Annotated in this window: 15 protein-coding genes and 3 pseudogenes; 10 read left to right on the top strand and 8 right to left on the bottom strand. The window is 69.3% G+C overall.

Going from position 1 to position 20773, the window contains the following annotated elements; genetic code table 11:
- The first annotated feature begins 144 nt into the window (after positions 1-144).
- Positions 145-1668: a sulfatase family protein gene (locus Q8A52_RS13175; RefSeq protein ID WP_316751370.1), complete on the top strand. Its 1524-nt coding sequence runs from the start codon at positions 145-147 to the stop codon at positions 1666-1668.
- Between the two features lie 41 nt (positions 1669-1709).
- Here the strand turns inward: Q8A52_RS13175 and Q8A52_RS13170 are convergent, their stop codons facing one another.
- On the bottom strand, positions 1710-2933 hold the full coding sequence (locus tag Q8A52_RS13170; protein ID WP_316751368.1) for an ROK family transcriptional regulator: 1224 nt from the start codon (positions 2931-2933) through the stop codon (positions 1710-1712).
- A gap of 327 nt (positions 2934-3260) precedes the next feature.
- On the opposite strand from Q8A52_RS13170, the gene Q8A52_RS13165 reads away from it, so the two are divergent.
- The 3 genes from Q8A52_RS13165 to Q8A52_RS13155 are packed head-to-tail and all read left to right on the top strand — an operon-like array spanning position 3261 to position 6395.
- On the top strand, positions 3261-4460 hold the full coding sequence (locus Q8A52_RS13165; protein ID WP_316751367.1) for a beta-1,3-glucanase family protein: 1200 nt from the start codon (positions 3261-3263) through the stop codon (positions 4458-4460).
- A 52-nt stretch (positions 4461-4512) separates the two neighbouring features.
- On the top strand, positions 4513-5328 hold the full coding sequence (locus Q8A52_RS13160; RefSeq protein ID WP_316751364.1) for a thaumatin family protein: 816 nt from the start codon (positions 4513-4515) through the stop codon (positions 5326-5328).
- Positions 5329-5372: 44 nt separating this feature from the next.
- Positions 5373-6395: a trypsin-like serine peptidase gene (locus tag Q8A52_RS13155; RefSeq protein ID WP_316751361.1), complete on the top strand. Its 1023-nt coding sequence runs from the start codon at positions 5373-5375 to the stop codon at positions 6393-6395.
- A 162-nt stretch (positions 6396-6557) separates the two neighbouring features.
- On the opposite strand, the pseudogene Q8A52_RS13150 reads toward Q8A52_RS13155, so the two are convergent.
- Positions 6558-6946: pseudogene (locus Q8A52_RS13150) on the bottom strand (CAP domain-containing protein).
- A 202-nt stretch (positions 6947-7148) separates the two neighbouring features.
- On the opposite strand from Q8A52_RS13150, the pseudogene Q8A52_RS13145 reads away from it, so the two are divergent.
- Positions 7149-8252 (top strand): annotated as a pseudogene (locus Q8A52_RS13145) (ROK family protein); the annotation flags it as partial.
- Positions 8253-8406: 154 nt separating this feature from the next.
- Here the strand turns inward: Q8A52_RS13145 and Q8A52_RS13140 are convergent.
- The 3 genes and pseudogenes from Q8A52_RS13140 to Q8A52_RS48920 form a co-directional block, all read right to left on the bottom strand.
- Complete coding sequence (locus Q8A52_RS13140) at positions 8407-10488, bottom strand: AAA family ATPase (RefSeq protein ID WP_316751357.1); 2082 nt, start codon at positions 10486-10488, stop codon at positions 8407-8409.
- Positions 10489-10641: 153 nt separating this feature from the next.
- Positions 10642-11502, bottom strand: a complete 861-nt coding sequence (locus Q8A52_RS13135) for an SDR family oxidoreductase (protein ID WP_316751355.1) — start codon at positions 11500-11502, stop codon at positions 10642-10644.
- A gap of 153 nt (positions 11503-11655) precedes the next feature.
- Positions 11656-11996, bottom strand: a pseudogene (locus tag Q8A52_RS48920) (FAD-dependent oxidoreductase).
- 245 nt (positions 11997-12241) lie between these two features.
- Here Q8A52_RS48920 and Q8A52_RS13120 point away from each other — a divergent pair.
- Positions 12242-12646, top strand: a complete 405-nt coding sequence (locus Q8A52_RS13120) for a winged helix-turn-helix transcriptional regulator (RefSeq protein ID WP_316751350.1) — start codon at positions 12242-12244, stop codon at positions 12644-12646.
- 9 nt (positions 12647-12655) lie between these two features.
- On the opposite strand, the gene Q8A52_RS13115 is transcribed toward Q8A52_RS13120, so the two are convergent.
- A complete protein-coding gene (locus Q8A52_RS13115; RefSeq protein WP_316751348.1) occupies positions 12656-12919 on the bottom strand; it encodes a hypothetical protein in 264 nt (87 codons plus the stop codon).
- A 279-nt stretch (positions 12920-13198) separates the two neighbouring features.
- Here Q8A52_RS13115 and Q8A52_RS13110 point away from each other — a divergent pair, with 279 nt between their 5' ends.
- The 3 genes from Q8A52_RS13110 to Q8A52_RS13100 all read left to right on the top strand — a co-directional run bounded on the left by Q8A52_RS13110 (position 13199) and on the right by Q8A52_RS13100 (position 15403).
- Complete coding sequence (locus tag Q8A52_RS13110; protein ID WP_316751346.1) at positions 13199-13918, top strand: chitinase; 720 nt, start codon at positions 13199-13201, stop codon at positions 13916-13918.
- 47 nt (positions 13919-13965) lie between these two features.
- Entirely contained in the window at positions 13966-14907 is a 942-nt protein-coding gene (locus Q8A52_RS13105; RefSeq protein ID WP_316751344.1) for a glycoside hydrolase family protein, read from the top strand.
- A 61-nt stretch (positions 14908-14968) separates the two neighbouring features.
- A complete protein-coding gene (locus tag Q8A52_RS13100) occupies positions 14969-15403 on the top strand; it encodes a septal ring lytic transglycosylase RlpA family protein (RefSeq protein WP_316751342.1) in 435 nt (144 codons plus the stop codon).
- 592 nt (positions 15404-15995) lie between these two features.
- Here the strand turns inward: Q8A52_RS13100 and Q8A52_RS13095 are convergent.
- Positions 15996-16988 carry a DUF6924 domain-containing protein gene (locus Q8A52_RS13095; protein ID WP_316751340.1) on the bottom strand — a complete coding sequence of 331 codons (993 nt, stop codon included), beginning with the start codon at positions 16986-16988 and terminating at the stop codon, positions 15996-15998.
- A gap of 294 nt (positions 16989-17282) precedes the next feature.
- On the opposite strand from Q8A52_RS13095, the gene Q8A52_RS13090 reads away from it, so the two are divergent.
- On the top strand, positions 17283-18692 hold the full coding sequence (locus tag Q8A52_RS13090; RefSeq protein ID WP_316751338.1) for an MFS transporter: 1410 nt from the start codon (positions 17283-17285) through the stop codon (positions 18690-18692).
- Positions 18693-18737: 45 nt separating this feature from the next.
- Here Q8A52_RS13090 and Q8A52_RS13085 read toward each other — a convergent pair whose 3' ends face one another.
- The gene (locus Q8A52_RS13085) at positions 18738-20705 is read right to left on the bottom strand and encodes a helix-turn-helix domain-containing protein (protein WP_316751336.1); all 1968 of its coding nucleotides are present in this window, start codon (positions 20703-20705) and stop codon (positions 18738-18740) included.
- Between the last annotated feature and the right edge of the window lie 68 nt (positions 20706-20773).

Genomic DNA, 20773 nt, shown 5'->3' with positions numbered 1-20773 from the left:
GCAGGTACTGCATCGACAATGCACGCGCAGCGGAAGCGGTCGCAAGGCGGCTCGTGCCGGATTAATTCACCTCGGCGCCGGAATAATTCGTCCGGGCGCAATCGGATATTGACCGACGTAGAATCACGCTGACACGCTGGCTCCATGATTCGCACTCGTCAATTGCTGACACGGATAGTCGGCGTGGTGGCGCTTGTATTCGCCGCCCAGAGCGGAGTGAGCGCGGCGACGACCGGCGCCGCCACCACGACTCCCGTCTCGCCCCCCATCACGCAGCCGGCCGCGACCGCGGCGAAACGGCCGAACATCGTCTTCGTGCTCACCGACGACATGTCCTCGAACCTCCTGCCGTACATGCCGCAGGTGCGCAAACTGCAGTCGCAGGGCATGACGTTCAGCGACTACGTAGTCAGCAACTCGCTCTGCTGCCCATCCCGTTCGTCCATCTTCACCGGTCGCTACCCGCACAACACCGGAGTCCTCGGCAACGACGGACCGAACGGTGGTTTCGACGCCTTCCACAACAACGGACTGGAGCGGGACACCTTCGCCACGGCCCTGCGGGCCAAGGGCTACCGGACCGCGATGATGGGCAAGTACCTCAACGGGTACGACCCCAAAGCCACGGTCGACGGCCAGCAGCCGTACGTGCCGCCGGGCTGGAGCCAGTGGGACGTCGTCGGCGGCGGCTACAAGGGGTACAACTACAAGCTCGCCCACAACCACAGGATCGAACCGCACGGCAACAGGACCAAGGACTATCTGACCGACGTGCTCAGCAAGAAGGGCCAGTCGTTCATCAAGAAGTCCGCGGCGGCGAACAAGCCGTTCCTGCTGGAGGTCGCCCTCTTCACGCCGCACGGGCCGTCCACTCCGGCCCGTCGGGACAAGCACGACTTCCCCGGCCTGAAGGCGCCGACCGGCCCCGCCTTCGACAAGCTGCCGACCAACGCGCCGCCGTGGCTGGCCAGGCAGCACCGGCTGACCCAGCGTGAGAAGAACACGATCGACAAGAAGTTCCGCAAGCGCGCGCGGTCGCTCCAGGCGGTCGACAAGATGGTCGGCGAACTGCGCTCCACCCTGACCAGGGCCGGCGTCGCCGACAACACCTACGTCGTCTTCAGCTCCGACAACGGCTTCCACCTGGGTGAGTACCGGCTCAAGGCGGGGAAGCAGACGGCCTTCGACACCGACGTCCGGGTACCGCTGGTCATCGCCGGTCCCCGTGTCGCGGCCGGAAGCACAAGCAGTGCCCAGGTGTCGAACATCGACTTCGCACCCACCTTCCAGAGGATCGGCGGCGCCGCGGCGTCGTCCCGGGCGGACGGACACAGCCTGCTCCCGCTCCTGGACGGCGGACCGGACGCGGGCTGGCGCACGGCCAACCTGATCGAGCACCGCCACGCCGACCAGTCCCCGGGCGACCCCGACAACCACGGCGGGGAGAGCATCAGCCCACCGAATTACCACGCCATGCGCACCAATTCCTACACCTACGTCGAGTACGCCAGTGGCGCGAAGGAGTACTACGACCTCCGCACCGACCCCGACGAGTTGCACAACATCGCGGGCCGGTTGGGCAGGACCCGCCTCGCGGAGCTGCATGATGCGCTGATCCGTCTGCAGGACTGCCGTGGCGACGGCTGCTGGAGCGCCGGACACCCGTAACCCGTCCGCTCCCCGGCCATCCGCTGCACGAACAACTGACGTCACCGCGTCACACCAAGGGTGCCCGGGCTGTCCCCTGCAGCCCGGGCACCCTGTGGTTCATGTGCCCGGAGCAGGGCGACGGCGCCGAGGGCACTGCCGGAATCACCCAGTCCGGCCGGACGCACCCGCAGCGGACGGCACGCGCCGCGCACCACAGTCGTGTCCAGCTTGCGTTCGATCGGCTCCATGAGGGCCGGACCGGCATCGACCAGCTCACCGCCCAGGACGATCACGTCCGGTCCCACGGCATGGCACACATCGGCCAGCACCCTGCCGACGTGCGCGCCGGTCCGCGCGAGAACCGTATGCGCGGCCCGGTCGCCCGACTCCAGGGCGGCCATCAGCTCCGGCACATCCGCTGCCGCTCCCCCCGCGATACGGTAGGCCTCCAGCACGGCCCCCACTGAGGCCACCGTCTCCAGGCACCCGGTCCCTCCACACGCGCAGGGCGCACCTTCCGGGTCCACGGAGATGTGGCCGAACTCCCCGGAGACCCCGTGAGCGCCGCGGTGCAGTGTGCCGGCCACCACGAGACCGCCGCCGACGCCGTGCGACAACCGCAGGTACAGCACGTTCTGTTCACCCGCGGCCGCGCCCCAGATCGTCTCGGCCAACGCCGCCAGCCGGGTGTTGTTGTCGATCAGCGTCTGTGCCCCGAAGCGCTCGCGCACCAGCGCCGAAACGGTGTTGTACCCAGGCGCCCCCAGCAAGCCGCGCTCCGGCAAGGCGACCGGTCCGACCACCCCCACGCCGATGCCGCTCAGGGCGCCCGATCGCAGCGCCCCGCCCGTCAGCCGGTCCGCCAGCCGCCACGCGACGTCGACACGGGCCTGCCACGGGGTGTCCGGGCCGTGCGGCTCACCCGCGGTGCCGACGACCTCGTGCGCCGCGTCCATCGCGGCCACCCGCACCGCCCGCGGTGCGAATTCGATGCCGAGCATCTGGCCGGCCTCGGGATTCAGGGCCAGCACCTCCGCCGGGCGGCCCCTCTTGCGCCGGACCGCCCCGGGTACCGAGGCGAGGACGGTGCCGTTGTCCGTGAGCGCTCCGACGACGTCGTAGAGCGTGGTGCGGGACAGGCCGCTCAGGGTCCCTAACTCTCCTCGTGTCAGCGGACCGTGCTCGCGCAACAGGCGCAGCAACAGGGCCTCGTGTCCGGTGCGCGACCGGGACGGCGGGGTGTGGGGTCGCGGCATGCCGGTCGAGGCGGAGGACCGCGTCATCTCGGTCAACATTCGGAAGGTGTGTCCCCTCTTTGACAACAGCTGTGGCGCTGGGACGGAGGTGACTCCGTCGTCTTGTGGCGCGAGGAAGCTAGAGGGCCTTTTTGTGGGAATTCTGTGAGCTTCCGGTGCGACGGCCGAGCGGGCGTGACGCGACCCTCACCGTTTCTCGGCATGTCATTTCTGTCACCCCTTGGCGGAAAAATTCACGCTGCGTAACGTCCTTCCCCGCCGGTGTCCGTACCCGCCGGGTCCCAAGAGACGTGGTACGCGCGCCCGTTCGCCACCGGCTTTCCGTCACGCACGCCGTATGGAGAGGAACCCTGCATGACCTCGCTCGACTCCCACCTGGTCACACGCCGCCGGCTGCTCGCCTCGATGGCCGGTGCCGCCGTGGCCGGATCAGCGATTGTCTGCGCCGCCCCGCGCGCCTTCGCCGACGCCGACGGTGACCTGGCCGCCGAGGCCGCTCGCGGGCTGCCGCTGACGGTCGTCAACCACAGCGGCGAGTTCGCCAACCACTCCGTCCATCTGTACATCGTGGGCACCAAGGGAGACCGGCAGGTGCGGGTCACCCGGCGCGGCACCGTGGAGCCCGTCAGGCTTTCCGACAACCACGACAACGGCTTCACCGACTACGCCATCCCCCTGGCCGCCCGAGGGAAGACCACGCTGCGGCTGCCGTTCATGTCCGGTCGCATCTACGTGGCACTGGGCCGCAAGCTGAAGTTCAAGGCCGTCATGGGCGGGGACGGCAAGGCCGCCTTGCAGCACCCTGCGGGCTGGGTGGAGTCCGACCCCAACTACCCCGTGCTGCACGACTTCGTGGAGTTCACCCACAACGCGTCCGGCATGTTCTGCAACACCACTATGGTCGACATGTTCAGCGTGCCGATGATGATCCGGCTGAGCGGAGCGAAGGATCACAGCACCGGCAGGCTGCGCGACGGCAGCCGCGCCCGGGTCTTCCGGGCCCTGAAGAACAACCCGGACTTCTCGCGCCTCGTCGTGGGGGACCGGCGCGTCATCGCCCCGAGCCACGGCCTCGACATCGACCGGTTTCCCCAGCACTACTTCGACCCCTACATCGACAGGGTCTGGGACACCTACCGGAGCAAGCACCTCGTCGTCAGGACGAATGCCGGCACCTTCACCGGCCGGGTGAAGGACCACAGGCTCACGTTCACCGGCCCGGCATCGGTGTCCTTCGCCAAGCCCTCCACCCGTGACGTGCTCTTCTGCGACGGTGCGCTCGCCGCCCCCAACGACGGGATCACCGGTCCCGTGGCCGCCGTCCTGGGCGCCGGGTTCAACCGCTCGACGCTGGTGAGTCACCGCAAGCAGCCCACCACCCGCGCGGCCGCCTTCTACGACACCGCCGTCACCAACCACTACGCCAAGGCCATCCACGCCGCGACCACCAACGGCAAGGCCTACGGCTTCGCCTTCGACGACGTCGCCGACTGGGCCTCCTACATCCAGGACACCAGGCCCCAGCACCTGCACCTGACGCTGACGTCGTTCTGAACCGCGCCACCCCAAGGGAGTACCAGATGAACGACCATCGAGGGAGCACCAGGTGAAGAGGTTCCGTGAGTTGTTCCTCGCGGCCGTGCTGTGTCTCACGCCGGTCGTCGCGGCTGCGGGCGTCGCGCACACCGCTGTGGCCGACGAATCCCGCGCCGCGCCCACCGCCGTCACCTCGTCCGAGGCCGGTGCGGCAGCGGATCCCCACACGGTGACGTTCGTCAACCGGTCCGGAAAGAAGCTGTGGATCGGCAGCACCGTCAACAAGGGCGAGCCTGACGGCAATTCGAAGAACCTGAAGACGCTGCCCATGCTCAGACCCGGGCAGTCGGCGATCGTGACGATCCCGGAGAACACCGCGCCCCATCACTGGCGCGGCAAGTTCTTCGCCCGCCAGGGGTGTTCGGGCAAGTCGGGGAGTACGTTCCATTGTGCCGTCGGCGACTGCGGGAAATTCGCCCGGCGCTGTGTGACGGGCGAACAACCAGTCAGCCTGGCGGAATTCAACTTCGACAAGAAGGACCGCGACGCGCCCTGGTACGACGTCAGTTACGTCAACGCCTTCTCACTGCCCGTCACCATCGCGCCCAAGCGCGCCGAGAAAGTCACCGAGAACGGGCCGTGCTCGAAGCAGGGCTGCAAGAAGAACCTGCTGCCTTACTGCCCGAAGGCCGATCGGGTGCACAACTCGGCCGGGAAGGTGGTGCTGTGCGTGAACCCCAGTCGTGACACTCCCAGCGCCTACAGCAATGCCGTCAAGGAGCGCTGCCCGAAGGCGTACGCCTGGTCCAAGCAGGACACGGAGACCGGCAACAGGACGATGCGTCAGTGCCACAAGTGCAATGGCTTCGTCGTCACTTTCTGGTAGTCGCTCCGGCCGGCCGATCCGAACAGATGAGGAATCCCACACACATGACACGCACCGCCGTGCTCGTGAGCGCACTCACGCTCTGCGCCATGGGCTGGGCGCTCAGCCCCGCGCACGCCGAGCCCGCACCCCACCAGGACGACACCCAGATCACCTCCTTCTCGGGCCAGGAACAGGACGCAGCCCTGGAGTTCTGGACCACCGCACGTCTGCGCGCCGCCGAGGACGTCACGGTCGCGGCCGCCACCGGAGGGGCCGTCGCCCCGTCATCCGCTCCGGCCGACGACGGCCCCGAGCTGACCGTCCCCCCGATCCCGGCTCCCGCTTCGGCATCCGACGACGGCCGCGCCGCAGGCCCCGACCAGGTCTCCGCCCTCGCCTCCTCGCCCACCCCCTGGAAGCGCGGCGGACTGATCCGGAAGACATCGGGCAAGGCGTTCTTCCAGAACGCCGCCGGCGCCACGTTCGCCTGCTCCGCCACCGTCGCAGGCAGCAGGAACAGGTCCCTCGTCCTCACCGCGGCGCACTGCGTGGTCGACCCCGCGACCGGCCAGGGCTACCGCAAGTGGGTGTTCATTCCCGGCTATTCCCATGGCAGGCGCCCCTTCGGCACCTTCACCGCGCAGAGGCTCTTCCACCTCAAGCGGTACGTCACCTCGAACAGCAGGGACAACTGGGACTTCGCCTTCGCCCGTATGCGCAAGATCGACGGCCGGACACTGGCCGGCACCGTGGGCGCGCAGGGCATCAGGTTCAACTCCGCGACCGGGCGCCATGTCCATTCCTTCGGCTACGGGGGCACCCCTGCCGAGGGCAACGGCGAGCGGCTCAACCACTGCCGGGGCAAGGAGCACGCCGACACCACGCGTCCCGGGTCCACGATGTGGGGCATCGACTGCGTGCAGTCCTTCGGTGCCAGCGGCGGAGGTTTCCTCGCCGGCTTCAAGGAGGCCACCGGCTCCGGCTACCTCGTCGGCAACATCAGCGTCGGCAACGGCACCACGGAATTCCATCCCCGCCTCGGCAACGAGGCCAAGAATCTCTACCGAAAGGCGAGCAGGGGCTGACCCCCTGCCCCTGCTCCCCGAGCCGGCCGCCCCGCGGACCCCCTCCCGCGGGGCGGCCAGGCCGAAGAAGGGCGGGACGGTACGGGGCAGTTGCGCGCCGAGTCAGCGCAACGAGCAGGCCCGGCACGGCCATGGTGGTCGTGCCGGGCCTGACGTGACGGCTCAGAACTTCGCGCCGAAGTCCTGGGTCCAGTTGGGGCGGTTGGCGGAGTCGGCCTTCTTCACGTAGCCGACGCCTATGTGCCTGAGCGAGCAGTTGAGGATGTTCGCCCGGTGACCCGGCGACTTCATCCATGACCTGACCACGTCGGCGGCGGTGGCGCGGCCGGCGGCGACGTTCTCCGCGAGCGAGCTCCAGCCGTGTAGCCCGCCGTCTCGACCCTGTCCCCCAGGGTGCTGCCGTTCGAACCGGTGTGGCCGACGTAGTCGTTCCTCGCCATGTCCGCCGTGTGGCGTTGCCCGGCCTCGTGCAGTGCGGGCCTGACCTCGAGTGCCGGGCAACCGGCCTTCCTGCGTTCGGCGTTGGTCAGCTTGACGACGGTCTTCTGCATCGATGCGGCGACAGGAACCGCGGACGCCGGCGCAGTCGCCAGCTATCGGGAAACTGACAAGACTTCACTCCATTCATGGTCCATGGCCCTCCGCGGAAATCCGTCGGGGCCGAAATTCGCCGGGCCGGCTGTGCTGACCCGAAAGTGACCCGGTCCTGATCTGGAGGGTGACCCGCACACCTGTGTACCTCTTACGCATGCCATGACGTCAATTCCCGTCCTGAGCAAGGTCGTTGGTACAAAACAGGAAGATCCAGTGCTGCCTATTCGCAAGAAACACGAGGAACTTGTCCTGCGCCTCCTGCGCCTCCATGGTCCGCTGTCCCGGCACGAACTGATCGCCTTGATCGGACTGTCCCGAACCACGCTCTACGACATCGTGGTCGCCCTGGTGGAGGAGGGCACCGTCACGGTCTCGGTCCCGGAAGTGGCCCAGCGCAAGCGAGGGCGTCCCGTGGAGAAGCTGGCTCTGAATCCGGCGGCCGGTCAGGTCGTCGGCATCGACTTCGCGCAGCAGGCGGTGCGCGTGGCGACCGCGAGCATCACTCACGAGGTCATCGGGACGGCGGGTGAGCAGCACGAGCCCGGAGCGCCGTGGAAGGACCGCGTCGACATGGCGTACCGCCTGGTGGGGACGCTGGCGGGAGGGACACCACGACCGGGCGGGCCGAGCGCGATCGCCATCGGGGTGAGCGGGCCCGTGGCCGCGCCGGGTGCCGGCCTGCCGGACGCCGGGGAGCACGGCACGGTGGCGGCGCTGGTGCGGGAGCGCTTCGGCGCTCCGGTGCAGTTGGACAGCAACACCCGTCTTGCGGCGTTGGCCGAGTCGAAGTGGGGCGCGGCCGCGGGAGAACGCGACGTGCTGTACCTGCAGCTCTCGCACGGCGTCGGCGGTGGCCTCCTCGTGGACGGCACGTTGCACCGCGGCGCCTACGGACTGGCGGGGGATTTCGGTCACATAAAAGTGGATCCGGAAGGGCCGGCCTGCGGCTGTGGCGGTGCTGGATGCCTGGAGACGGTGGCCGCGGTCGGAGCCGTACTCGACGCCTTTCGCGCCGCAGGCGGGGCCGCGAGGAATCTGCCGGAACTGGTGACCGCGCTGGATGCGGGTGACCGCACGGCCCGCGCGGTTCTCGCAGGAGCCGGTGCGCGGATCGGCAGGGCACTCGCCACGCTGTCCAGCACCATCGATCCGCGCGTCATCGTGGTCGGCGGTGAACTCGCCGAAGTGGGCCGGGCCGTGATGGAGCCGATCGAGCGGGAACTGGGCCTCGGGCCCATGCCGGGCGCGCGGGTGCCGCCGAGGCTGCGCGCGGCGAAACTCGGCAGGATGAGCGCCGCCCTGGGCGCCGTGGCACTGCTGCAGCCGGACACCGAGGGCGTTCCACGACTGGGATCACCGGAGGGAAAGGGCCGCACCGCCGACCGGCGGCGGCTTCCCGTGCCCCTGCGGCTTCCCGTCAGCAGGCCTGCGTCTCGGCATCCCTGCCCAGCAGTTCCCGATCCCACAGATGCTCGAGCACACGCTCCAGCCCGCGCTTCAGGTGACGTTGGTAGGTACTCACGGACAGTCCCAGCCTCTCGGCAGCCGCTTCCCGCGTCGGAGCGCCCCGCAGGAACCGCATGTCCACGGCTCGGTGGTACTTCTCCGCCCGAGGATCCGCGCGCAGCGCGGCGACAGCCTCCGTGAGCAGGGCCCGCAGCGAGACCACCGGGTCGTCGTCGCCCCGGTCGGCCACCATCCTGGTCCGGGTCAGCGGACTGGCCGCGAGGCCGCCCTGCCGGTGCCGCGAGTCGAGCGCGTCGAGGACCGCCTTGTCGAACTCCTCGCGGCTCAGGACGGTCATGACCCCGGCGCCCTCATGAGGACGGGGTTTCGGCTTGGCCCCGGGACCGGCCAGTTCGATGGAGGCACCGACCTGCGTCCACCGCTTGCGGGTGACGACTCTCCAGTCGTGCGCGTACAGCGTGAAGCGCCGCGCGCCCACCGATATCACGTCCCGCACCATCCGTTGGTCGAGGTACTCCATGAACTCGGCCCAGAAGGGGCCGCTCGCCAGCGAGATGAAGGACCAGGCGAGATGCTCGGAGTGGAGGAACTGCGCCACGCATCGGTGGATCATCAGGTCCATGCTCGCCGAGGGGTGCTGGTAGGTGCCGGAGGCCACCATGAACCGGGCGACGGCGAAATGCTCATGGTCCCGCAGCGGCCGTCGTGACCTCAGATGCTCCCACGCGGCGGCCGTAACAGGGTCCCGGGCGACGGTGTCGGCCAGGTCCGGTGTCAGCCGCAGCCAGGCCATCACGGCCACGGGCGCGGAGGAATCGGCCGAGCGGTACACGCGGAAGGCACTCGGCTGGGTGTCCAGCCACAGCTCGGCGACACGGGCGGACGCGGGTCCCTCGGCCGCCTCGATCAGGCGCAGGACCTCCGCACGGTCGGAGAGACGGCAGGCGTCCTCGTAGATCCCGCTCTCTGTCTCCCAGGTCAGGAAACGCGAGACAAAGCCGTTGTGACGGTGCAGATAGGTCGCGGCCAGGACCGCGGGAAGTACGTCGGAACCGGTGGCCGCCTCGGCCTCGTCGAGGAGATGCCGGCTCATCCTCTCGTGCATCCGCTGGTATCCGGCTGGATCGCGCCAGCGCAGATCGGCGTCGAGGATCTCCCGGACCAGGCTGTGCGGGGACAGGCCGAGCCGGCCGGACTCCACGTAGGGCTGACGTCGCAACCAGGCGAACAGGGCTGGTGCCTCCTCGCCGAGCGTGGCCCGCAGCAGGCCCTCGGTCGTCGTCAGACCGTGTGCGCACACCTCGAGCGCGTGCCGGTGTGCCGGAGACGGGGCATCACCTACGAGGCATTCGACGAGCTGCCGCAGGACGGAGTGGTTCCACTCCCACGTCATGGTCCCGACGTCGGCGCGCTGCGCGATCTGCGCTGCCAGGCGCAGTGCGAGGGGGTGGCCATGGGTGAGTTCGATCAACGTGTCGTGCACGGACGGGCGTACCCGCATCCTGCGTAGCAGCTCGCGGGCCTCAGCGTCCCGTAGGTCGGACAGCCGGGCCACATGAAGGGCGGTGGACCAGCCGAGGTCCTTGCGCCAGTGCGTACAGGGCGCGTTCCTGCTCGCCAGTACCACCAGGGCGCCGACCGGAAGACGCGGCAGGAACTCGTGGGCGAGCCAGGGCTCCAGGCCCTGGCAGTGCTCGAAGTTGTCGACGATCAGCACTGCTTCCGGGAGATCGAGCACATCTCCGGCGCGGGTCTCGAAGGCCTGGCGGGAGGGCTCCATGTCCCGGGCGTTCACCTGTAACACGCGGCGACCCGCGCCGCGCGCCTCGTCGGCGAAGCGTTGCAGAAGCGTGGACTTGCCCGTGCCGCCGGGCCCGTGCACGAAGATCACGGCCTCCTGATCGGGACCGGCAGCGGCGACAGCGGACCGGAAGACCGCCAGGACGTCGTCCCGCCCGACGAACATGGACGCACGGCACTCGGCGAGGCGCCCGGCCAGCTGTTCTCGGTGGTGTGCAGAGCGGTCTGGCATCTGGTCGGTCCTTCCGGGTGACTTCTCAACGGGCCTTGGCGGGTGCGCCCGCACCGTAGGAACCGACTTTGGGGAAATCCTGTGGCGAGTCGGGAGTTCCGGCCGACCCGGTGCCGCTGGCGTGCGGACACCGGGTCGGCCGGCTGCGCCACGTCAGGAGCCGAGGGCGCCCGCAAGTGCCTCGGTGAGGCTGGTCGTGGGCCGGCCGATCAGGCGGCGCAGGTCCGGGGCATCGGTGAAGAGCTCGCCGCGGCTGAGGCCGAGGTCCGAGTCGGCCAGGACCGCGGCCAGTTCGGCGGGCAGTCCGGCGTCGAGCAGAGCGCCCCGGTACTGCTCGGCGGGAAGGTCGCTGTAGACGACCTCCTGGCCCGTGGCGCCGGACAGCGCGGCGGCCAGCTCCGCGAGCGTGAAGGCGGTGTCCCCGCCGAGCTCGTACACACGGCCCGCATGTCCCTCGGAGGTCAGGACAGCGGCCGCGGCTTCGGCGTAGTCGCGCCGCGCGGCGGCGCTGACCCGGCCGCTGCCGGCACTGCCGGGCACGACTCCGGTCTCCAGGTACAGCGGGAACTGTGACGTGTAGTTCTCCAAGTACCAGCCGTTACGGAGGACGACGAAGGGCACGCCGCTGTCGCGTAGGTACTGCTCCGTCTTCGCATGGGCCTCGGCGAGCAGCATGTCGGCGGTGCGCGCGTTGAGCGTGCTGGTGTAGACGATCAGTTCGGCGCCGGCTTCCCTGGCCGCGTCGATGGCGCGGGTGTGGTTGCCGAGCCGCTCGCCGACGGTACTCGTCGAGACGAGCAGAACCTTCCGTGCCCCCTTGAACGCCTCCGTGAGGCTGCCGGGGTCGGCGAAGTCGGCCCGCCGTACCTGGACGCCCTGTTCGGCCAACCCGGTCATCCGGTTCACGTCCCGCCCGGTGGCGATGATGTCGTGCGGCGCCACTCCGCGGCGCAGCAGGTCCTCGACGACGAGCCGGCCGAGCCGGCCTGTCGCTCCGGTGACGGCAATCGACATGTCCTTCTCCTGGTCAAGTAGTTCACGTAGTTACGAGAGGGCTTGAACGCCTCGCCAGAAGTAGATCCGAGGAGCTCCCTTCTGGGAAGTGACCACTTTTCAGTTAGGTAGCTCTCCATTGGAGAGTGTGCAGTTCAGACGCTTGACAAGCGGTCAGATCAAGGCGCCTTGGCGGCGAAGTTCCGCACGTACGGCGCCGATGTCGTGTCGTCGACCGTCGGCGTAGTGCGCGGCGGCGACGCCGGCGGCGTGCCCGGTCGCGAACGCCGTGCCCGTGACACGCAGGGAGGCGTAGGCACCGTTGTCCGCGGCCGTCAGCCGTCCGCTACCCACAGGTTGTCCGTGTCGGCGGAAGCGATGGCACCGTAGGGGATGTCGTACCGGCCGTTGCCCGCGATCGAGCGGTAGCGGGTCACCCCGGGAGCCGCGTGGTCCTCGATCGGCCAGCCGCAGCGTGCGATCGAGTCGGCGGGCCGCTTACGGCCGCTCAGCACCTCGTCGATCGTCACCTCCTCGCGGCACGGCGGCGATGCCCGCGGCGCCTCCACCGGCCACGACGACGTCGAAGGACGGTCTGTCACTCATGCTTTGTGTACCTCTGATGCGTTGCGAACCGAAGGGCCTGGTCGGCCCCTTCACCGCAGTAGACATGACCGGCTATCTTCTTGGAAGTAGGCACCTTTTGGTCGGGTAGCTCTCTGCTGGAGAGCGACCTCCGCTGCCGAGGGAGAACGCGGGCATGGCGAAAGCGCCGCGAAGTGACTGGGATCCGTACGCCAGTGGCTGTCCGTCACGTGAGGTCCTCGATCGCATCGGCGACAAATGGACCGTGCTCGTCCTCGGGGAGCTCGCGGAGTCGGGCACCAGGCGTTACACCGAACTGCGCCGGAAACTGGACGGCGTGAGCGAGAAGATGCTCACCCAGACTCTTCGCACGCTGGAGCGCGACGGTCTGGTCCGGCGGACCGTCCATCCGGAGATTCCACCCCGGGTCGAGTACGAGATCACCGAGCTCGGGGCGACGCTGCGTGAGCCGTTGAAAGCGTTGAAGAACTGGTCGATTCAGCACATGGACGAGGTCCTGGCGGCAAGGGGCACATACGACCGGCGAAGCAGTACCGCCCCACGGGAGTCGCTGGACTGAGAGCCGCGATCAACTCGGCGCGGTGGCCCGCACCGAGCGAGGCGGTATGGCGGGTTGCCCGGGTCCGGGCAGAAGGCGACCTTCTCCGGTATGCGTCGGCGACGCCGGCCATTCGTCTCCGACCCGGTCCGAGGCGCGGATCCGGGCGTCGGTGAGCTCGTGGATCTTCACTTGGTGCGTACCGAGCGGTCCCCCCGCGTTGTAGGCGATGCGCGCCTTCATGAGCTTGCCGTGCGGCGGCTTGAGGTTGCCGGCGCGGTCGGCGGATTCCATGTCGATGGCACTGAAATCGCGGAGCGTTCCCCTGCCGGTGACGCAGAATCCACGTGACACCGCCGGAATGCAGAGGTGGTTTCCGACGTGAGGTGCTCCGCGCTGCAGCGGATGCCGCAACCCGCCGCGGGCATCGCCATGGCGACTGTTGCTCTCGGACGTCGAGCAACAACTGCCGGTCCCTCAGCAATTTTTGACCATTTCCGCCGGGCGTCCGCAGGTAGCTTCATCGCCGGATGCCCATTGAGGGGCCCACCTTTACTCCGAGGAGTTTCCCGTATGCGAAAACTTCGCGCTGTCCAGGCCGTGCTCACCGCCGTTCTGATAGCGATCACAGCGATCAATCTGACCGCCACCACGGCCTCGGCCGCAGAACACCGGGGCGGCTTCGTCGTCAGCAAGGCGCAGTACAACAAGATGTTCCCGAAGCACAAGAAGCTCTACAGCTACCAGGGCCTGGTCAAGGCAATGAAGGCGTTCCCTGCCTTCGCGCACACGGGCGATGCCAAGACCAGGAAGCGTGAGGCTGCCGCATTCCTCGCGAACGTCAGCCACGAGACCAGCGGGCTGATCTACATCAACGAGCAGAACAAGGCCGCATGGCCGACCTACTGCGCCGACGAGCCGTACGGCTGCCCGGCCGGCCAGTCCGCGTACCACGGCCGCGGCCCGCTCCAGATCAGCTGGAACTACAACTACAAGGCCGCCGGCGACGCGTTCCACGTCGACCTGCTGCACCACCCGAACCTCGCGGCGAAGAACTCCGCCGTCACGTGGAAGCTGGCGCTCTGGTACTGGATGACCCAGTCCGGCCCGGGCACCATGACGTCGCACCACGCGATGGTCAGGAGCGGCGGTTTCGGCGAGACGATCCGCAGCATCAACGGCGGCATCGAATGCAACGGCGGCAATCCGGCCGAGGTGCAGGACCGGATCGCGAAGTACCAGAAGTTCACCAAGATGCTCCACGTCAGCCCGGGTCGGCACCTCAGCTGCTGACGTCCGCGATTCCTCGGCGGCGCGACGACATGCTCCGTGCCCTCCCGATGCCCCGTGCCTTCCTGGCCCACCGTGGCCTCCTGTTTCGCCGTCATATGTCGGCGCCTCGTAGCGCCGGTAAGCCGCTTGGAGACGTCATGCGAAAAACACGCGCCCTCGCCCTGCTGCTCGTGCTGTCGGCCGTGCTTGTGGTCGGCGGTCAGGGCGGGTCCACCGCGCTCGCGGTCGGCCGCCACAGCGGCGTGTCCACGGCCACTGCGAAGAAGAAGGGCATCAGTGCCTGGGAGTTCCAGGGTGTCAACAAGGCGCTGGCCGATGTGAAGGCCGGCTGGTTCTACACCTGGTCCTCGGGCAAGGGCCGGATCAAGCCTCCGCGCGGCGTCGAGTTCGTGCCCATGATCCATGACGCGGACTCGGTGACCGGGGCAGAGCTCGACCGGGCCAAGAAGCAGGGCAGCACCTTGCTCGGCTTCAATGAGCCCGACAGGCCGGATCAGGCACACATGACCGTGCATCGGGCGCTGGAACTGTGGCCCCGGCTGCAGTCGACGAATATGCGGCTCGGCGCCCCCGCGGTGGCCACCGGTGGCGATGTCACCGGTGGCTGGCTGGACCGGTTCATGAAGGGCGCCGCCGCCCGCCACTACAGGGTCGATTTCATCCCCCTGCACTGGTACGGCGCGGACTTCAACGCCCGCCGTGCGACGGGTCAGTTGCGCAGTTATCTCCAGGCCGTGCACCAGCGCTACAAGAAACCGATCTGGCTCACCGAGTACGCGCTGACCGACTTCTCTTCCGGCACCCCGCGGTATCCGACAAAGGCGCAGCAGGCCGCGTTCGTGAAGAAGTCGACGGCCATGCTGCAGCAACTGCCGTACGTCAAACGGTATGCGTGGTTCACCCTCTCTACGAACCGCGGTGACGAAACCGGTCTTTACCACGGAGCGAAGGCGAACCGGGTGGGCGCCGCCTACCGCGCTGCGGGCTGAACGGAAACACAGCCATTCGCTCCCCGCCCCGATTCAACGACAAGGGAAATGAGGCACATACATGAGCAAGCGGATCCTGCACGTCTCACTCGCGGCCGGCGTCGCCGCGCTGACCGCGACGGTGGCGCTCGCTCCGGCGAGTTCGGCCGCACCCAAATCGGCGCAGGCTCACAGGAAGACGTGCTGGGCGACGCACTACGGCCCGATACCCGCCGGCAGCCAGACGTCCAACGGCGACATCTTCGACAACAGCAAGAATACCGCGGCGACTTCGCTGACCCGCAGGCCACAGCTGCCGTTCGGCACGAAGGTGAAGGTCACGAACGTGGCGAACGGCAAGTCCTTGGTCGTGCGCATCAACGACCGGGGCACCTTCAAGCGCACGAAGGAGGTACCTCTGTGCCTGGACCTGACCGACGGAGCCTTCCGCCGCCTCGGCGGAAGCCTCAACCCCGACGCCGGCCACATCGTCGTCCGGCAGAAGGTGCTGAGGTGACTTCCCCCTCGGTGTCCGGCTGAACGGACGCCCCTTTGGCGTAGCGCCCGTCTCCGGTCTCGGGGACGGGCGCATGGTGGAGGTGCGGCGGGCGCAGCAACTCCAGCGGCCCCTTCGCTGCGAGCCGCTCCATGTGGGCCTCGCTCATCCCAAGAGGGCCGTCCAGTTCGCCCCGTCGGCCGCCTTGGCCCTTCCGCCAGGGACGCCAGGGACGCGGTCGCCGCAATCTCCCCTCCACCGCGGCCCCGCAGCACCGGCAGCGCCGCATGGGTGCGCACGCTTGACGTCGGGGTCGGAGACGTCACAGACACGGAATGACCGCCGCCCATGTCATCCACGTCACGGCCATCCCGCGCGTCGAGGTCCGCGACGCTCCGGAGCGGCTGGGCGACCTCCTGGATGACGCGGTCGCGGTCGTACACCGCGCGGGCCCGTTCCAGGCCCTCGACGGCGCCGGCACGCACCCGCTCGGTCCGCTGCGTGGCAGCGGTTCGCGCCGGAGTTCCGTACGTCGACATCTGCGAGGACCGCGCCCCCCAGCCGGTGGGCGGCAGACAGCCGTCGATCAGGTGGGGCCGGCGTCGCTTCCCGCTTATGCGCCTTCGGCGGGTTCTCGGTAGATGCCGTCGTCACCTGCGTCCCGGGACCACTCACCGAAGTCGGTGTTTCCCAGGTCCATGTTGACCACGAAGCTCTCCAGGTACTGCCGCGGGATACGGAAGGACGGTGCGGGTTCACCGGGTGCGTTGTCGACGGCGAGCAGCGGCAGGTCGGGGGAAACGAGGGCTTGTTGGTCGGCGATGAGAAGGACGGTGTGGTGGGGCCAGTCGTCCTCGTCACGGCCGATCAGGGTGCGCAACTGGTCTTCGGTCAGGCCGTCGTAGGCGGTGTTGTCGATGGGTGTGACGTCGATGGCGCCGCCGTCCTCGGACCCGTTGTCGATGAAGTCCTGCAGGCGGTGCCACGCCTGGGGAGCGGTGGAGCAGGTGCGGACGAGGACGATCGCGCCGCCCTCGGAATGGATTGTGGGGGCGTCGATGGCCGGCTGGTAGGGCGAGGTGCTGGGGCCGGTGTGGTCGGCTGCTGGGAGGGTGGTGTGGTTGCTGCTCTTGTGGATCTGCTCGGGTGCGGTGGGGGCCTTCCATACCTGGACGAGGTATGTCTCGGAGGGAGGGCTGGCCTTGGAGGGCCGGGGCTGGCGGGGCAGGGCGGCGTTCTTGGCGTCGGCGCGGCCCCGTGCGTGGGTGCGGATCCGGTAGGTTCCGGCGCCGTCGAATGCGAGGTTGGTGGTGAATGCTTTGTCGTAACTGGCGACGAAGGCCTGGCCGCGGGTGAAGTCGGCGGAGATGTCGAGGACGTCGTCCCAGCCGTCCGTGTCCAGTGCGGCCTGTTCGGCGTGGATCTCGACGGTGATGCGGAGATAGCCGCGTTCGAAGCCGGTCAGGATGGTGCCGAAGTCCTTGTGGAAGCCGATGAGGCTGTTGGTGATGCTGGAGTGCTCGGGAAACTCCATGACGCCCTGGAGCATCGGGTCGATGAGTAGACCATGGTCTTCGACGTAGAGGTCCTTGGTCTCGGTGGTCACGCCGTCTTCAACTCCGTCTCGTCTTCCCCCTGTACGGCACCCAGATCATAGTCAGCACCAAACCAGCACGGGAGTCAGCACCGCACCGTCAAATCACCCCGAACTACGCGTCCCGGGCGGCACTCGTTTCGACCGCCTTCGAGCCCTGAACCGCCCCTCCGTGAACCGGCATGGTGGCCGCACGCATAGCCAACCCTCGAACTATGTTGTCCCGCCACATGTGCGCCTGACCTGCATGTTTCTACGGTGTGCCGACACGTACCCGTCCCCACCGCACACGAGGAAGTGGCGCACATGGCCTCCGCAGCATCCGCTCCCCCGACACCCGTCAATCTGAAGCGCATCGTGGCCGCGAGCCTCATCGGCACCACCATCGAGTGGTACGACTTCTTCCTCTACGGCTCGGCCGCCGCCCTGGTCTTCAACAAGTTGTTCTTCCCGGACTCGGACCCGCTCGTCGGCACGCTGCTGTCGTTCCTGACGTATGCGGTCGGCTTCGCGGCGCGGCCGCTGGGCGCGCTAGTCTTCGGGCACTACGGCGACCGGCTGGGGCGCAAGAGGCTGCTGGTACTGAGCCTGTTGCTGATGGGCGGCGCGACCTTCGCGATCGGGCTGCTGCCCACGCACGCCACCGTCGGCGCCGCCGCCCCCGTCCTGCTCACCGCGCTCCGGCTCGTCCAGGGCTTCGCGCTCGGCGGTGAGTGGGGCGGGGCGGTGCTGCTGGTGTCCGAGCACGGGGACGCGCGGCGGCGGGGGTTCTGGGCCTCGTGGCCGCAGACCGGGGCGCCGGCGGGGCAACTCCTGGCGACCGGCGTGCTGTCACTGCTCACCGCCGTGCTGTCGGACGACGCCTTCGGCAGCTGGGGCTGGCGGATCCCGTTCCTGCTCTCCGGTGTGCTGGTCGTCGTCGGTTTGTGGATTCGGCTCTCTGTCGATGAATCACCTGTGTTCCGGGAGGCGTTGGAGCGGGCCGAGGCCCGCAGGGCGGACCGCGCGCAGAGTGCCGAGAAGCTGCCGATCGTTTCCGTCCTGCGGCACCACTGGCGTGATGTTCTCGTGGCGATGGGCGCGCGCATGGCGGAGAACATCAGCTACTACGTCATCACCGCGTTCATACTCGTCTACGCCACCACGTCGGCCGGCGTCTCCAAGCAGACGGCGCTGAACGCCGTGCTCATCGGCTCGGCCGTGCACTTCGCGGTCATTCCGGCCTGGGGCGCGCTGTCCGACCGGATCGGGCGCCGTCCCGTCTATCTGCTGGGCGCGGCCGGGGTGGGCCTGTGGATGTTCCCCTTCTTCTCCCTCATCGACACGGCCACGTTCGCGAACCTCGTCCTCGCCGTGACCGTGGGGCTCGTGCTGCACGGCGCGATGTACGCCCCGCAGGCCGCCTTCTTCTCCGAGATGTTCGCGACCCGGATGCGGTACTCCGGCGCTTCCATCGGCGCCCAGTTCGCGTCCGTGGCGGCCGGTGCCCCCGCGCCGCTCATCGCCACCGCGCTGCTCTCCGAATACGACAGCTCGACCCCGATCGCCCTGTATGTGATCGCAGCGGCCGTGCTGACGCTGATCGCCGTGGGGGCGGCGCAGGAGACCCGGCACCGGGACCTCGCCGACATCGAGGCCGGGCACGGAGCCGGGGCCGGGGCCATGGGCGGTTCCGAGACGGCCGGCGCCTCGGCGTCGGGTGCGTCCACCGGGTGACCGGTTGCGCCCGCACCGGCCCCCGTACGGTCGTCCGTACGGGGGTCAGTGCCGTGCCGGTGCCGCCAACCGGTGCAGACGCAGGGCTAGTTGGATCTCCAGGGCGCGGGCGGGGCCCTGCCAGTCTTCGCCGAGGAGGCGGGAGACACGCTCCAGCCGCTGGGCGACCGTGTTGACGTGGACGTGGAGTTCGTCCTTGGTGCGGGCCGGGCTCATACCGCAGGCGAAGTAGGCGTCGAGGGTGCGCAGCAGGTCCGTACCGCGCCGTTCGTCGTACGCCACGACCGGGCCGATGGTGCGGTCGACGAAACCGGTGACGTCCCGCTCGCCCGCGAGGAGCAGGCCGAGGAAGCCGAAGTCCTCGGCGGCGGCGCCGTCTCCGGAGCGGCCCAGAAGGCGCAGTGCGTCGAGGCAGCGGCGACCCTCGGCGTAGGCGGTGGCCAGGGTGTCGGGGTGTGCGAGGAGGTCGGCGACGGGGGCGGAGGCGCCCACGGTGACCGGTTCGTGGACGGCCGTGCCGAGGTGGCTCGCGGTGCGCCGGGCCACCTCGGTGGCGGTGTCACCGGGGCCGAGGGGCAGCAGCAGGACGGTGCCGCCGTCGCGGGCCGCGGCCAGGCCGTGCCGGGTGGCGGCCAGGTGGGAGGCCGCGGCCCACAGCCTGCGGCGGGCGGCGGCCTCCTGTTCGGCGTCGGCCGCCGGGCCGTCGAGCCGGGCGGCCAGGACGACATGGGTGGCGTCGAGGTCGGCGTGCAGCCGGGCTGCGCGGGCGCGCAGCAGGCGGGGGTCGCGGTCGTGGGCGTCGAGCAGGTCGTCGAGGAGTTCACCGCGGACGCGCTGCTCGGCCTCGGCGGCGGAGCGGCGGGCGAGCAGGAGCAGCGAGGTGACCATCGCGGCGCGTTCCAGGGTGAGCTGGTCGACGGGGTCCAGGCCCGGGTGGCCGCGCAGCACGAGGGAGCCGAGGAGTTCACCGCCCGCGGCCACCGCGGCGATCCAGTCGTCCCCGTGCCGCACCGCGTGGCCCTCGGCCCGGGACGCCTCGAGCGCCTGCGGCGGTGTGGCGTCCGCCTCGGCGAACTCGACGGTTCCGGCGAGGACTTGGGACACCGCGGCGGCGACGTCGTGGACTCCGCCGCCGCGCAGCACGAGTTCGGCGAGCCGGTCGTGTACGTCCGAGGCGCGTTCGATGACCTCGCTGCGGTCCCGGATGATCTCGTTGGCGCGCTCCAGCCCGGCGAGCGCCGAGCGGGTCTCGGTGAGCAGGTTCGCGGTGTCGATGGCGGTCGCGGCGAGGGCGGCGAAGGAGCCGAGCAGTGCGATCTGCTCCCGTTCGAAGACCCGGGCCCGCCGGTCCGCGGCGAACAGCACACCGATGACATGGGGCCCGAGCATCAGAGGAACGCCGAGAATGGCGACCAGGCCCTCGTCCCGCACGCCCGCGTCGATGGCGCGTGTGTGCTGGAAGCGGGCGTCCTTGAAGTAGTCGTCGGTGACATACGGCCGGGCCGTCTGGGCGACGAGTCCGCCGAGCCCCTCCCCCATGCCCAGGCGCAGCTGCTGGAAGCGGGCCGCGACCGAGCCCTCGGTGACCCGCATATAGGTGTCGCCCCGGTCGGGGTCGTTGAGGCTGAGGTAGGCGACGTCCGTGCCGAGCAGCGAGCGGGCGCGCTGCACGATCGCCTGCAGGACCGCGTCCAGGTCTCTGAGGCCCGCCAGGTCGTGCGCGGTTTCGAAGAGGGCGGACAGCTCCGCCTCGCGACGGCGGCGTCCTTCCAGGTCCGAGCGGACCCGCAGGGCGAGGAGCCTGGCCCGCTCCAGCGCGGCGATCCGGTCGGCCGGGCGGCCCTCGGCGCGGGCGAGCAGCACCGGCTGCTCGTACGCCTCCGCCGGCGCGCCGCGCGCCAGCAGTTCGAGGAACGGCGTCTCGGCGCCGGGGTCGGGTGTGACGGCGGCGCCGGACGGCGCCCCGGCACCGGTGGCGGGGCGTCCGGCGGAGTGCAGGTGATCGCGGGACATGGTCACAGGATTCCGCATCGTCCGTCGGTCCGTCGGGGCCTGTGGAAAACCTCCGGTCGCGTGGGTGG

It is taken from the genome of Streptomyces herbicida, assembly GCF_032656585.1.
Lineage (GTDB): Bacteria > Actinomycetota > Actinomycetes > Streptomycetales > Streptomycetaceae > Streptomyces > Streptomyces herbicida.
This window is presented reverse-complemented; position numbering and strand designations above follow the sequence as displayed.

Excerpts from the sequence above, each read along its gene's own strand:
- Q8A52_RS13175 (WP_316751370.1), top strand. The coding sequence starts at position 145 with ATGATTCGCACTCGTCAATTGCTGACACGGATAGTCGGCGTGGTGGCG.
- Q8A52_RS13170 (WP_316751368.1), bottom strand. The coding sequence starts at position 2,933 with ATGACGCGGTCCTCCGCCTCGACCGGCATGCCGCGACCCCACACCCCG.
- Q8A52_RS13165 (WP_316751367.1), top strand. The coding sequence starts at position 3,261 with ATGACCTCGCTCGACTCCCACCTGGTCACACGCCGCCGGCTGCTCGCC.
- Q8A52_RS13155 (WP_316751361.1), top strand. The coding sequence starts at position 5,373 with ATGACACGCACCGCCGTGCTCGTGAGCGCACTCACGCTCTGCGCCATG.
- Q8A52_RS13140 (WP_316751357.1), bottom strand. The coding sequence starts at position 10,488 with ATGCCAGACCGCTCTGCACACCACCGAGAACAGCTGGCCGGGCGCCTC.
- Q8A52_RS13135 (WP_316751355.1), bottom strand. The coding sequence starts at position 11,502 with ATGTCGATTGCCGTCACCGGAGCGACAGGCCGGCTCGGCCGGCTCGTC.
- Q8A52_RS13120 (WP_316751350.1), top strand. The coding sequence starts at position 12,242 with ATGGCGAAAGCGCCGCGAAGTGACTGGGATCCGTACGCCAGTGGCTGT.
- Q8A52_RS13115 (WP_316751348.1), bottom strand. The coding sequence starts at position 12,919 with ATGGAATCCGCCGACCGCGCCGGCAACCTCAAGCCGCCGCACGGCAAG.
- Q8A52_RS13110 (WP_316751346.1), top strand. The coding sequence starts at position 13,199 with ATGCGAAAACTTCGCGCTGTCCAGGCCGTGCTCACCGCCGTTCTGATA.
- Q8A52_RS13105 (WP_316751344.1), top strand. The coding sequence starts at position 13,966 with ATGCCCCGTGCCTTCCTGGCCCACCGTGGCCTCCTGTTTCGCCGTCAT.
- Q8A52_RS13100 (WP_316751342.1), top strand. The coding sequence starts at position 14,969 with ATGAGCAAGCGGATCCTGCACGTCTCACTCGCGGCCGGCGTCGCCGCG.
- Q8A52_RS13090 (WP_316751338.1), top strand. The coding sequence starts at position 17,283 with ATGGCCTCCGCAGCATCCGCTCCCCCGACACCCGTCAATCTGAAGCGC.
- Q8A52_RS13085 (WP_316751336.1), bottom strand. The coding sequence starts at position 20,705 with ATGTCCCGCGATCACCTGCACTCCGCCGGACGCCCCGCCACCGGTGCC.